Annotated in this window: 10 protein-coding genes and 2 tRNA genes; 5 read left to right on the top strand and 7 right to left on the bottom strand. The window is 67.9% G+C overall.

The window, feature by feature from the left end; all coding sequences use genetic code 11:
• The first annotated feature begins 26 nt into the window (after positions 1-26).
• The 3 genes from AB0M24_RS29640 to AB0M24_RS29630 are packed head-to-tail and all read left to right on the top strand — an operon-like array spanning position 27 to position 3,504.
• The gene (locus tag AB0M24_RS29640; protein ID WP_355565820.1) at positions 27-218 is read left to right on the top strand and encodes a hypothetical protein; all 192 of its coding nucleotides are present in this window, start codon (positions 27-29) and stop codon (positions 216-218) included.
• Between the two features lie 59 nt (positions 219-277).
• Positions 278-2,587 (top strand): RNA degradosome polyphosphate kinase, encoded by a 2,310-nt coding sequence (locus AB0M24_RS29635; protein WP_363775002.1) that lies wholly within the window; start codon positions 278-280, stop codon positions 2,585-2,587.
• On the top strand, positions 2,587-3,504 hold the full coding sequence (locus tag AB0M24_RS29630) for an NUDIX hydrolase (protein WP_363775087.1): 918 nt from the start codon (positions 2,587-2,589) through the stop codon (positions 3,502-3,504). The genes AB0M24_RS29635 and AB0M24_RS29630 overlap by 1 nt, the downstream gene beginning before the upstream one ends.
• Positions 3,505-3,794: 290 nt before the next feature.
• Here the strand turns inward: AB0M24_RS29630 and AB0M24_RS29625 are convergent, their stop codons facing one another.
• The 3 genes from AB0M24_RS29625 to leuC all read right to left on the bottom strand — a co-directional run bounded on the left by AB0M24_RS29625 (position 3,795) and on the right by leuC (position 6,645).
• Entirely contained in the window at positions 3,795-4,445 is a 651-nt protein-coding gene (locus AB0M24_RS29625) for an HU family DNA-binding protein (RefSeq protein WP_363774999.1), read from the bottom strand.
• Positions 4,446-4,630: 185 nt separating this feature from the next.
• Positions 4,631-5,233 carry a 3-isopropylmalate dehydratase small subunit gene (leuD, locus tag AB0M24_RS29620; RefSeq protein ID WP_363774996.1) on the bottom strand — a complete coding sequence of 201 codons (603 nt, stop codon included), beginning with the start codon at positions 5,231-5,233 and terminating at the stop codon, positions 4,631-4,633.
• Between the two features lie 5 nt (positions 5,234-5,238).
• Positions 5,239-6,645, bottom strand: coding sequence for a 3-isopropylmalate dehydratase large subunit (gene leuC / locus AB0M24_RS29615; RefSeq protein ID WP_363774993.1), 1,407 nt, complete (start codon positions 6,643-6,645; stop codon positions 5,239-5,241).
• 73 nt (positions 6,646-6,718) lie between these two features.
• On the opposite strand from leuC, the gene AB0M24_RS29610 reads away from it, so the two are divergent.
• On the top strand, positions 6,719-7,420 hold the full coding sequence (locus AB0M24_RS29610) for an IclR family transcriptional regulator (protein WP_045310640.1): 702 nt from the start codon (positions 6,719-6,721) through the stop codon (positions 7,418-7,420).
• 1,216 nt (positions 7,421-8,636) lie between these two features.
• On the opposite strand, the gene AB0M24_RS29605 is transcribed toward AB0M24_RS29610, so the two are convergent.
• The 3 genes from AB0M24_RS29605 to AB0M24_RS29595 all read right to left on the bottom strand — a co-directional run bounded on the left by AB0M24_RS29605 (position 8,637) and on the right by AB0M24_RS29595 (position 9,785).
• Positions 8,637-8,709 (bottom strand) — tRNA-Glu (locus tag AB0M24_RS29605).
• A gap of 117 nt (positions 8,710-8,826) precedes the next feature.
• Positions 8,827-8,898 (bottom strand) — tRNA-Gln (locus AB0M24_RS29600).
• A gap of 149 nt (positions 8,899-9,047) precedes the next feature.
• Positions 9,048-9,785 (bottom strand): HAD family hydrolase, encoded by a 738-nt coding sequence (locus AB0M24_RS29595; RefSeq protein WP_363774989.1) that lies wholly within the window; start codon positions 9,783-9,785, stop codon positions 9,048-9,050.
• A 367-nt stretch (positions 9,786-10,152) separates the two neighbouring features.
• Between AB0M24_RS29595 and AB0M24_RS29590 the strand changes: the two genes are divergently transcribed.
• Positions 10,153-11,409: an FAD-dependent oxidoreductase gene (locus tag AB0M24_RS29590; RefSeq protein WP_363774987.1), complete on the top strand. Its 1,257-nt coding sequence runs from the start codon at positions 10,153-10,155 to the stop codon at positions 11,407-11,409.
• On the opposite strand, the gene AB0M24_RS29585 is transcribed toward AB0M24_RS29590, so the two are convergent.
• Entirely contained in the window at positions 11,399-12,058 is a 660-nt protein-coding gene (locus AB0M24_RS29585; protein ID WP_363774984.1) for a response regulator transcription factor, read from the bottom strand. The two genes, AB0M24_RS29590 and AB0M24_RS29585, sit on opposite strands and share 11 nt — an antisense overlap.
• Positions 12,059-12,105 lie beyond the last annotated feature (47 nt).

Here is a 12,105-nt window from a genome sequence, read left to right as displayed (position 1 = left end):
GGTCCGAACGTCTAAGCTTCTGCTCCGTGCAGGCGACCGTGTCGACGTTTAACAGTGACGGCTCTGCCGTCGTTCTGCGTGATGACGGTGTTCTGCTCGACGTGAGCGCGGAAGCCGTCACCGCGGGTGGCTGGCGGATGCTGCGTCCGGGGCAACGGGTGACCCTCGAACGTAGTCCCGACGGGGTCGTCACCGCGCTGCGCCTGCCTGTTCTGTGACGAGGAGTTCACCAGACGGACGTCCTGGTTGGGGGCGCTCACGGCGATAGTGCGGAACAATGCCGGACGTGAGCACGGATGACAACGACGACAAGGCGACCCCATCTCGACGCCGCTCGACGCGTGGCAAGGCAGCGGCGACCCCGCGTGCGGCGGCGACCCCGCGCCGGCAGCCTCGCGCGGCGACCAGGCGGGCTTCCACCTCGCGCGCGAAGGCCGAACCCCCGGCCGCCGAGCCGAAGGTGAGCACGAGTGCGCCGACGCGCGGTGTGCCCTCGGCGCCGCCCGCGACGACGTCCGCCATCCTGCCCACGGATCTGCCGGACGACCGGTACTTCAACCGTGAACTGTCCTGGTTGGACTTCAACTCCCGGGTGCTCGCGCTGGCCGAGGACTCCTCGCAGCCGCTGCTGGAGCGCGCGAAGTTCCTCGCGATCTTCGCCTCGAACCTGGACGAGTTCTACATGGTCCGGGTCGCCGGGCTGAAGCGGCGCGAGGAGACCGGTCTCTCGGTGCGCAGCGCGGACGGGCTCACGCCGCGCGAGCAGCTCGTGGCGATCTCCAAGCGCTCGCAGGAACTCGTCGAGGAGCACGCCCGCGCGTTCCTCGACCACATCCGGCCCGGCCTGGAAGAGCACCGGATCAGCATCGTGACGTGGGGCGACCTCACGGACTACGACCGGCTGCGGCTCTCCAACTACTTCAGCGAGCAGGTGTTCCCGGTTCTGACGCCGCTCGCGGTCGACCCGGCGCACCCGTTCCCGTACATCTCGGGGCTGTCGCTGAACCTCGCGGTGACCGTGCGCGATCCCGAGGGTGGCGGCGAGCGGTTCGCGCGCGTGAAGGTGCCGGACAACGTGCCGCGTCTCGTTCGCGTGGAAGCGGACCGGTCTTCGTCTTCCGCGACTTTCCTGCCGTTGGAAGAACTCATCGCCGCGCATCTGGGCGAGCTGTTCACCGGTATGGAGGTCATCGAGTGCCACGCGTTCCGCGTGACGCGCAACGCGGACCTCGAGGTCGAGGAGGACCGCGACGAGGACCTGTTGCAGGCGCTGGAACGCGAGCTCGCGCGGCGCCGGTTCGGTCCGCCGGTTCGTCTCGAAGTGGCCGACGACATGACCGAGCACATGCTCGAGTTGCTGCTGCGGGAGATGGACGTCGACCCGCACGACGTCGTCACGGTGCCTGGATTGCTCGATTTGTCGTGCCTGTGGCAGCTGTACGGCATCGACCGCAAGACGTTGAAGGACCCGGCGTTCGTGCCGGCGACGCACCCGGCGTTCGGTGAGCGCGAGACGCCGAAGAGTGTTTTCGCGACGCTGCGCGAGGGTGACGTGCTGGTGCACCACCCGTACGACTCGTTCTCGACCTCGGTGCAGCGTTTCATCGAGCAGGCCGCGGCCGACCCGCACGTGCTCGCCATCAAGCAGACCCTGTACCGCACCTCGGGCGACTCGCCCATCGTGGACGCGCTGATCGACGCGGCCGAGGCGGGCAAGCAGGTCGTGGCGCTGGTGGAGCTCAAGGCGCGCTTCGACGAGCAGGCGAACATCAAGTGGGCGCGGGCGCTGGAGAAGGCGGGCGTGCACGTGGTCTACGGCCTGGTGGGCCTGAAGACGCACTGCAAGACGTCGTTGGTCGTGCGCCAGGAGGGGTCGACGATCCGGCGTTACTGCCACATCGGCACCGGCAACTACAACCCGAAGACCGCGCGGCTGTACGAGGACGTCGGCATCCTCACGGCCGAGCCGACGATCGGCGCGGACCTCACCGACCTCTTCAACGTCCTCACGGGATACGCGCGCCAGGACGAGTACCGCTCGTTGATGGTCGCCCCCTACGGCGTCCGCAAGGGCATCGTGGAGCGGATCGACCGTGAGATCGAGCACGCGCAGGCGGGTGCGGTCTCCGGTGTGCGCATCAAGGTGAACTCGCTCGTGGACGAGCAGGTCATCGACGCGCTGTACCGCGCGTCACAGGCCGGTGTGCCCGTCGACGTGGTGGTGCGCGGCATCTGCGGCCTCAAGCCGGGTGTGAAGGGCATGTCGGAGAACATCCGCGTGCGCTCGATCCTGGGCCGGTTCCTGGAGCACTCCCGGATCTTCCACTTCGCGGGCTGCGACGAGTACTGGATCGGCAGCGCGGACATGATGCACCGCAACCTGGACCGCCGCGTCGAGGTGGCCGTGCGGGTCATCAACCCGCGCCTGGCGGCTCAGCTCGCCGACATCTTCACCTCCGCGCTCGACCCGCAGACGCGCTGCTGGGTGCTGCGCGCTGACGGAGAATGGGAAGCGTCGCCGTCGGACGGTTCGTCGGTGCGCGACCACCAGTTGGAAACTCTGCACAAGCACGGAGCTCTTGGGTGATCAAAGCTGCTGGGGCGGTGCTCTGGCGCGACGCGGACGGTGACGTCGAAGTCGCGGTGGTGCACCGCCAGCGTTATGACGACTGGTCGTTGCCGAAGGGAAAGCTGGACCGGGGAGAGACGATCCCGGCCTGCGCGGCACGCGAGATCTCGGAGGAAACCGGGTACGCGAGCGTGCTCGGGCGGTATTTGAAACAGGTCTCGTACACGGTGCGAGGCGAGGAGAAGACCGTCGACTACTACGCCGCCGAAGCCGTTTCCGGCTCATTCGAGGCAAACGAAGAGGTCGACGTTCTGCGGTGGCTGCCGGTCGCCGAGGCTGCTTCGCTTTTGACGTACTCGCACGACCGCGATGTGCTGAAGGAGTTCGACCGGCTGCCCGCGGACCTGTTGCTGGTGCTGCTCGTGCGGCACGCGAAAGCCGGCAAGCGGTCCGAGTGGGAGCTGGACGACGACCTCCGCCCGCTCTCAGGCGCCGGCTGGAAGCAGGCTGCCGCGCTGCAGTCCCTGTTGCCCTTGTGGTCGCCCACGCGCGTCCACACGGCGCCCAGGGTGCGTTGCGCGGACACCGTGCGAGGCGTGGCCGAGGACCTGGCCGTCGAGATGGTCGAGGAGCCGCGGCTGTCCGAGGAGGGCTACTGGCCCGATCCCGAGGCAGGACTCGTGCGGCTGCTGGAGGTGGCCGCTCTCGAAGGCCGCGCGGTCGTGTCGTCGCAGGGCGGGGTGATCCCGTCGGTGGTGCAGACGCTGGCCGATCTGGGCGGTCTGCGGCTGTCGGAGTTCCCCTCCAAGAAGGGCAGCGCGTGGGTGCTGGCCTTCACCAGGCCGTTCGGCACGTGGTCCACTTCGGACTCACCTTCGCGCTGGCCAACGCTGGTGTCGGCGCACTACCTGGCCTCGCCGCTGCCGCGTCCCTGAGGCTCGCTGCACACGTTTTCAACCGCCGTCTTCGATGCTCGACGAAAGTTCGCCTCTGGCAACCAAGTCGGGATCTGAGGCGGCGGTTTCGCTTGTCGCGGGGGCGTTCGCAGGCGTGGCGGCGTTATTTCTATTGGGGCTTCAGCGTTCCCGGGAGCGTTCCGGAACGGATTCTTATACCGGTGTGCCAACCGGGAATGTCCCAGACACGCGGAAGGCCCCGGTGTGCGCACACCGGGGCCTTCCGCGTGGTTACTGAAGTGACGCAGCCTCCCTGACGGAGGCCCGTCTCACTTCTTCTTGGCAGCCGTCTTGCGAGCCGCGGGCGCCTTGGCGGCCGTGGTCTTCGCGGCGGGCTTGGCCGCAGCCGTCGTCTTGGCGGCAGCGGGCTTCTTGGCAGCGGTCGCCTTGGCGGCCGGCTTCGCAGCGGTCTTCGTCGCGGCCGCCTTGGCAGGCGCGGCCTTGGCAGCAGCGGGCTTCGCGGCAGCCGTGGTGGTGCGACGGGTCGCGGGCGCCTTGGTGGCGGCCGCAGCCGTGCGGGTGCGCGTCGTGGTGGCGCGCGTCGTGGTGGCACGCGTAGCCGGAGCCTTGGCAGCAGCGGGCTTCGCAGCCGCAGCGGCAGCGGGCTTCGCGGCCGGCTTGGCCGCAACGGCCTTCGGCAGCTTCTTCGCACCGCTGATGACGTCCTTGAACGTCGAGCCGGGGCGGAACGCGGGCACGTTGGTCTTCTTGACCTTCACGGTCTCGCCCGTGCGCGGGTTGCGCGCGGTGCGAGCCGCACGGGCGCGCTTCTCGAAGACGCCGAAGCCCGTGATGTTGACCTTCTCGCCCTTGTTGACGCTTCGCACGATCACATCGACGAGGCCATCAACAGCAGCACCCGCGGTCTTCTTGTCTCCCAGGCGCTCGGCGAGCGCCTCGATGAGCTGGGCCTTGTTCACCTTCAGTCCCTCCCAGGACGCTCACGGCCCTAGCGTCGGGCCGACTAGAACGCAACGGTAGGCCCAAATCGCGAGAAATACCAATCGCCACGCCAAAATTTTCGTTGTGGCGTGGCTAATTGCGCCCCTTCGAGGGACAGGAGGCGCCGGATTCGCCCCTCTGAAGGGGAGAATCCGGCCCCCTCTCAGACCGCCTGAAGCGGATCCGTTGTGGGCAACCAAGTCTGGCGATTGCCTTCAAATCCGCTGATCTCGGCCTCGTGGCGCAGCGTCAAAGCGATGTCGTCGAGGCCCTCGAGAAGGCGCCAGCGGGTGTAGTCGTCGATCTCGAACGGGGCAACCAAGTCCTTGGCGCGAACTGTCTTGTCGGTGAGGTCCACGGTGACCGGCGTGCCGGGTTCGGACTCCAGCAACTTCCACAGCAACTCGACATCGGACTGGCTGCACTGCGCCGCGACGAGACCCTGCTTGCCGGAGTTGCCCCGGAAGATGTCCGCGAATCGGGACGACACGACGACGCGGAAGCCGTAGTCCATCAACGCCCAGACGGCGTGCTCCCGAGAGGACCCGGTGCCGAAGTCGGGGCCCGCCACGAGGACGCTGCCCGTCTTGAAGGGCTCCTGGTTGAGGATGAAGTGCTCGTCACCGCGCCAGGCGGCGAAGAGCCCGTCCTCGAACCCGCTGCGGGTCACGCGCTTGAGGTAGACCGCGGGGATGATCTGGTCGGTGTCCACGTTGGACCTGCGCAGCGGCACGCCGACGCCCGTGTGGGTGGTGAAGGCTTCCATGGCTTTCAGTTCTCCAGGTCTGCGGGGGCCGACAGGGTGCCGCGAACGGCGGTGGCGGCTGCGACGAGCGGCGAAACGAGATGCGTCCGGCCGCCCTTGCCCTGCCTGCCCTCGAAGTTGCGGTTGGAGGTCGAGGCGCTGCGCTCACCCGGCGCGAGCTGATCCGGGTTCATGCCAAGGCACATCGAGCAGCCCGCCTGACGCCACTCGGCGCCCGCGTCGAGGAAGACCTTGTCCAGTCCCTCGTCCTCGGCCTGCTTGCGCACCCGCATCGAACCAGGGACGACCAGCATCCGTACTCCAGAAGCGACGTGCTTCCCCTTGATGACGTCCGCGGCGGCGCGCAGGTCCTCGATGCGCCCGTTCGTGCACGACCCGAGGAACACGGTGTCCACGTGGATGTCGCGCAGCGGCGTGCCGGGCTGCAGGCCCATGTACGCCAGCGCCTTCTCCGCGGCCACGCGCTCGTTCTCGTCCACGATCTGCTCGGGGTCGGGGATGTTCGCACCCAGAGGCAAACCCTGGCCGGGGTTCGTGCCCCACGTGACGAACGGCGTGAGCTCGTCGGCGTCGATGCTCACCTCTGCGTCGAAAGTCGCTTGCTCGTCGGTCTTGAGCGTCTTCCAGTACTCGACGGCCGCGTCCCAGTCCGCGCCGGACGGTGCGTGCGGGCGACCCTTGATGTAGTCGAAAGTCGTCTCGTCCGGTGCGATCATGCCGGCACGCGCGCCCGCCTCGATCGACATGTTGCACACCGTCATGCGCGCTTCCATCGACAGGTTCTCGATGGCTTCGCCGCGGTACTCGAGCACATAGCCCTGTCCGCCACCGGTTCCGATCTTCGCGATGACCGCGAGGATGATGTCCTTCGCCGTGACGCCGGGCTTGAGCGCGCCGTCGACGTTGATGGCCATCGTCTTGAACGGACGCAACGGCAACGTCTGCGTCGCCATCACGTGCTCCACCTCGGACGTGCCGATGCCGAACGCCAGCGCGCCGAACGCACCGTGCGTGGACGTGTGACTGTCGCCGCACACAACGGTCATGCCGGGCTGCGTGAGGCCGAGCTGCGGGCCCACCACGTGGACGATGCCCTGTTCGAGGTCACCCATCGGGTGCAGCCGCACGCCGAACTCCGCGCAGTTGCGCCTCAAGGTCTCGACCTGAAGGCGCGACACGGGATCCGCGATCGGCTTGTCGATGTCGACGGTCGGGACGTTGTGGTCCTCGGTGGCGATCGTCAGATCAGGCCTGCGCAGCTTGCGGTTGGCGAGCCTGAGGCCGTCGAACGCCTGGGGGCTGGTGACTTCGTGCAGCAGATGGAGGTCGATGTAGAGCAGGTCCGGCTCCGCACCACTGCCGTGGCGCACAACGTGTGCCTCCCACACCTTCTCCGCGAGCGTGCGGCTCATCGCGACATCTCCCACAGTATGGACAGGCCGACAGGTCTGGACTTCTCACTGCTTGGGAAGTTAGTATCGGCCTGTGGGACAGCATAGCGGGATCGGCGTGCTGGACAAGGCAGTGGCCGTGTTGAACGCCGTAGCAAAAGATCCGTGCGGCCTGGCCGAGTTGTGCAATCGCACCGGCCTGCCGCGAGCAACCGCGCACCGCCTGGCCGTGGGCCTCGAGGTGCACAGGTTGCTGCGCCGAGGCTCCGACGGCCGCTGGCGCCCCGGAGCGGCCCTCGCCGAACTGGCAGGCGGCGCGACGGACCCGTTGCTGGACGCGGCTTCCTCGGTGCTGCCGCGCCTGCGCGACATCACCGGCGAAAGCGTGCAGCTGTACCGCCGCGACGGCATGCAGCGCGTCTGCGTCTCGGCCGCCGAACCGCCATCAGGCTTGCGCGACACCGTTCCCATCGGGGCTAGGTTGCCGATGACGGCCGGCTCAGGCGCCAAGGTCCTTGCGGCGTGGGCAGACCCGGGCACTCAGCGCGCGGTCCTGGCCGACGCCGTCTACGGCGAGCGGACTTTGCTCGAGGTACGCCGCCGCGGCTGGGCGCAGAGCGTGGCCGAGCGTGAGCCAGGCGTGGCTTCGGTTTCCGCACCGGTGCGCGACTCCTCGGGCGCCGTCGTAGCAGCCGTCTCGGTCTCGGGCCCCATTGACCGAATGGGCCGTCGCCCTGGCGCGCGCTGGGCAGCCGATCTGCTGGCAGCCGCGGAAGCGCTCCAAAGCCGCCTCTAACGCACCAACGCCCTTGCGGCCGCTCTCCCTTTTGGGAGGGCGGCCGCTTGCGTTTGGTCCCGCGACACGCCGCTCGGTTTTGCGCGACACGCGGTGTTTCGGTGTCTCAACAGGCGGACCCCGCTCCGGGTTTGGATCGCTCCAGAACGACCGCCGCCGAAGCCTTCAGCGCGTTGTTGGGCAGCCCGCTCGGTAGGGGGCGGCCTTCGCGGAGGTGGCAACGGCAGCCACCAGGGTCCGCACACCTCTGGGCCAGAGGCATGCGGGTGGTGCGTCTTGGGGATGCGCTCCGGATGGTGCGTCTTGGGGATGCGCTCCGGGGTGGTGCGCTTTGGGGGGTGCGCTCCGGGGTGGCGCGCTTTGGGGGGTGCGCTCCGGGGGGTGCGCTTTGGGGGCGGAGCGCCATCTGGGGTGGAGGCTCTGAGGGCGGAGGCTCTTAGGTATGGAGACTCTGGGGGCGTGTGCCCTTCAGGTGATGGGCTTCAGGGAGTGGCGCGGTGCTCCTGGGGAGGGCGAAGCCCAGAGGGTGGTGCGGTCTGGGGACGTGTGGACCTTGGGGGCGTAAGCAGCCCTGGGGGCGTGAGCGGCCTTGAGGGTGCGGTGCGGCCCTGGGGACGCGGCGGCCTTGGGGACGCGATGCAGCCTTAGGGACTGGGCGGCCTTAGGGACTGGGCGGCCTGGAACGCGGTGAGGCCTTGGAACGCGGTGAGGCCCTTGGGATGGTGGGCGGCCTTAAGGGCGTGGGCGGCCCTACGGATGTGGTGCGGTACTGGGGGGCGCGGGCGGCACTGGGGCGTGGGCAGCCTTAGGGATGAGGTGCGATCCGGAGGTGGTGCCCGATGACTGACGTGCCGCGTGCACAGACTCAGCGCTGCGGCGTGGAGAACCAGAGCAGCCGGACCACACCGAAGCGGAAATACCCGCCACTAACCCGCGAAGCGACATCGCCCACGTTTTCAAACCCGCGAAGCGAAGCGAGCCCGCCGCAAGCGAAGCGAGCGCCCCAACAATCAGCCAGCCCATTCTTAAGGGACGTGACCCCAGTCACCCCAACATAACGGCGAGCGAAGCGACGCCCCCACCACACAACGCGGGAAACCTACGGGGGTCCGGGGGGCGAAGCCCCGCCGGCTGGGGGTCTGGGGGCTCGGCCCCCAGAGGACAAAGCGAAAGAGGCCTGTCAGCGATTTCCGCTGACAGGCCTCTTTCACCTCTGTAGCCCCGAAGGGATTCGAACCCTCGCTACCGCCTTGAGAGGGCGGCGTCCTAGGCCGCTAGACGACGGGGCCCTAGAACTTCTTGCTGGTTTGAACCTTATCAGATCGTTCTGTCCGGTCCAAATCCGGCTATTCAGTTCTTTTCTTTCAGCTCCGGAAGCTTAGCCGAGGGCCGTTCTTCCGTTGCAGCTGGGGTACCAGGACTCGAACCTAGACTAACTGAACCAGAATCAGTCGTGCTGCCAATTACACCATACCCCATTGGCTTTCACGATCGACTTCGCTGTCCCGAAGGAGTTCCGAGGTCTTCGTTGCTGCCGGGAGAAATACTAGACCACGCGGCCACCAGAAGTGAAATCGGCCCCCACCTGCAGGCAAACGCGCAGGTAGGGGCCGGTCTCAAGGCACGATCAGGCGGTGGCGGCGGACAGCTCGCACACGAGGAGCTCGGGCAGTTCCGCCAAAGACGTGATGGACGAGAGTCCGGCGGGCAGTGTGCCGCCGGAAGGACCAACGCGGTTGATCCACACGCCGTGCATGCCCGCGTCGCGCGCGCCGATGGCGTCGGCGTGCAGGCGGTCTCCTACGTGCACTGTGTCGCCTGGCGGGACGCCCAGTGACAGGCAGGCCGTGTGGAAGATCACGCGGTCCGGCTTGGCGCAGCCCACCTCGCCGGCGATCAGCACCGCGTCGAAGTACGACGAGAGGCCGAGCTGGGCGATCTTCACGCGCTGGTGGCGGCCCGACGCGTTGCTGATCGCGGCGATCGGGAGGCCCGTGGCGCGCAGCCAGTCGAGCATCGGGATCACGTCCGGGAACAGGCACCAGCCCGCGGAGAGGACCTCCTGCCGGGCTAGTTCACGGCGGGTGGCTTCCTCCAGTGACAGCTCCTCGCCCAGGGCGGCGAAGAAGGCTTGTGTGCGGATGTTGCGCATCGACTCGTACTGGAGCTCGCCGGCCAGCTGGCGGGTCACGTGGTCGTCGGTGATTCGCTGCCACAACGACCAGGCGTCGGCGTTACCGACCATCGAGGCCAACGCGGCACGCGAGGAGGTGCTGTAGTCGACAAGTGTGTCGTCGACGTCCAGGCACACAGCGCGGATCTCGCCGGTTCTCTTACGCGTGAAAGTCGGGGACGCAGTTGTCACCCCGGAAGGTTAGGTGTGAGGGGGCCTCGTCCGATTCGGCTAACGAGGTGATTCCTCCAGGCCCTTGCACGATCAAGCGGACCTTGAGGCCCCGAACGACCTAGTCACGCTCGTCCGTGCGCCGAATGCAATCACCCGGTCGAGTGGTATCCGAATCTCTGCCCGAACGGGCGGTTCCGCGAGCGCGACACCTTAGCGAGTGCGCAGACATTCCGCACGAGCCGCAACCGTTTCGGGGCCTGGTTTCCCAGACCGTCCACAGTGGACAACCAGCAGCGATCCACGTCACTCGGAACCCAGCTTGACGCACACGGCGATCAAGAGCATGCTGAGTTTATTCAACAGCGGTTGAAATGAGGGGATCAACATGGAGAGGACGACTTGTCTGGTCGTCGGTGGCGGACCCGCGGGCATGGTGCTGGGGCTGCTGCTGGCGCGCGGAGGTGTCGAGGTCACGGTGCTGGAGAAGCACGCCGACTTCCTGCGCGACTTCCGCGGCGACACGGTGCACGCGTCCACGCTCACGCTCATCGACGAACTGGGGCTGGGGCCCGCGTTCGAGCAGGTGCCGCACCAGGACGTCGACAAGATCGAGGCGCTGCTCGACGGTGGCCGCAAGGCCGCGATCGCCGACCTGAGCAGGCTTCCCGGCCCGAACAAGCGCATCGCGATGGTGCCGCAGTGGGACTTCCTGGACCTGCTGGCGGACGCGGGCAGGCTGGAGCCGACGTTCCACCTGCGGATGAACACCGAGGTCACCGGGATCACCAAGAGCGGCAACAGGGTCACGGGCGTGAAGTACCGCGACCGCGTCGACGGGCACGAGGGCGAGATCGCGGCGGACCTGGTCGTGGCGGCGGACGGGCGGAGCTCGATCCTGCGCGACGAGGTGAAGCTGCCGGTCTACCAGTTCGGCGCGCCGATGGACGTGTGGTGGTTCCGCTTGCCGCGCAAGGAAAGCGACGCGGTCCAGGGTGGCGCCGGACGGTTCAGCGCCGGCAGCGCGATGGTGCTCATCCCGCGCGGGGACTACTTCCAGTGCGCGTTCCTGATTCGCAAGGGCACGGACCAGAAGGTGCGCGCCGAGGGCGTCGAGAAGTTCCGCGAGCGCGTGGTCACGCTCATCCCGTGGCTCGCTGACCGCGTCGACCACATCAAGAGCATCGACGACGCGAAGCTGCTCGACGTGAAGCTGGACCGGTTGCGGCAGTGGCACGTCGACGGGCTGCTGTGCATCGGTGACGCGGCGCACGCGATGTCGCCGGTCGGCGGCGTGGGCATCAACCTCGCCGTGCAGGACGCCGTCGCCGCGGCCAGACTGCTCGCGAAGCCGTTGCGGCTGGGTCAGGTCACGCCCAAGGTGCTCGCGAAGGTGCGCGGGCGCAGGCTGTTCCCGACCGTCGTGATCCAGACGGTGCAGCGGATCATCCACCGGCTGTTCCTCGGCAGGAAGCTCAACAGCACCGAGACCGTGTCGTCGACCGGGACGCCGTTCATGCTGAAGCTCGCCCAGCGGTTCCCGTTCCTGCAGGCGGTTCCGGCGTACGTGATCGCGATCGGCCCGCGCCCGGAGCACGCACCGGAGTTCGCGCGGAGGAAGCCGCAGACCATCGCTAGGTCGTGACGAAGGCCTCGGACGACTCCCCGAGCACCATCGCCACGGCGTGGGCGCGGTCACGAGCGCCCAGCTTGCGCAGGATCGCCTTCACGTGGGTCTTCACGGTGTCGTTGCTGATGAAGAGCCTCTGGGCGATGCGCGCGTTGTCCATCCCCTTCGCCATCTCGGCCAGCACGTCGAACTCACGAGCCGACAGCCGGCCGAGCGAGGCGGGCGGAGGCATCCGCGCCGGCAAGCGAGCAAGCGACCCCACCCGTGCGTCGATCGCCGCGGGAGCACCCCGCACGGCGGCCGCGATCAGCGGTAACAGTTCGGCCACGGGTGAGGTTTTCAGCAGGTAGGCCACGGCGCCGGCGTCCAGCGCGGCCTGAGCCCAGCTCGGACTGTCCGCATTGGACAGCACGACGACGCGGGCGCTCGGGCGGAACTGCGCCGTGTCGCGCACGGTGCGCAGCGGCCCGGCGCCCGGCACGTCGAAGTCCGTGACGACCAGGTCCACCAGGACGCTGCGCAGACAGCGCGCAGCATCGGCCACGGTGTGGGCGATGCCCACAACGCGGAAGCAATGCGTGCGGTGCAGGGAGAGTCGCAGCCCTTCGGTGATGAGCTGCGAACCGTCTACCAACAGCACACGGGTGGACGCCAGGTCCGTCATGACACCGGGAAGTTACTAGCGGGTACCCGAGTGCGTAACCTGCCGGA

This window comes from Lentzea sp. NPDC051838 (genome assembly GCF_040681245.1).
Classification (GTDB): Bacteria; Actinomycetota; Actinomycetes; order Mycobacteriales; family Pseudonocardiaceae; genus Lentzea.
This window is presented reverse-complemented; position numbering and strand designations above follow the sequence as displayed.

Excerpts from the sequence above, each read along its gene's own strand:
- AB0M24_RS29635 (WP_363775002.1), top strand. The coding sequence starts at position 278 with ATGCCGGACGTGAGCACGGATGACAACGACGACAAGGCGACCCCATCT.
- leuD (WP_363774996.1), bottom strand. The coding sequence starts at position 5,233 with ATGGAAGCCTTCACCACCCACACGGGCGTCGGCGTGCCGCTGCGCAGG.
- leuC (WP_363774993.1), bottom strand. The coding sequence starts at position 6,645 with ATGAGCCGCACGCTCGCGGAGAAGGTGTGGGAGGCACACGTTGTGCGC.
- AB0M24_RS29590 (WP_363774987.1), top strand. The coding sequence starts at position 10,153 with ATGGAGAGGACGACTTGTCTGGTCGTCGGTGGCGGACCCGCGGGCATG.
- AB0M24_RS29585 (WP_363774984.1), bottom strand. The coding sequence starts at position 12,058 with ATGACGGACCTGGCGTCCACCCGTGTGCTGTTGGTAGACGGTTCGCAG.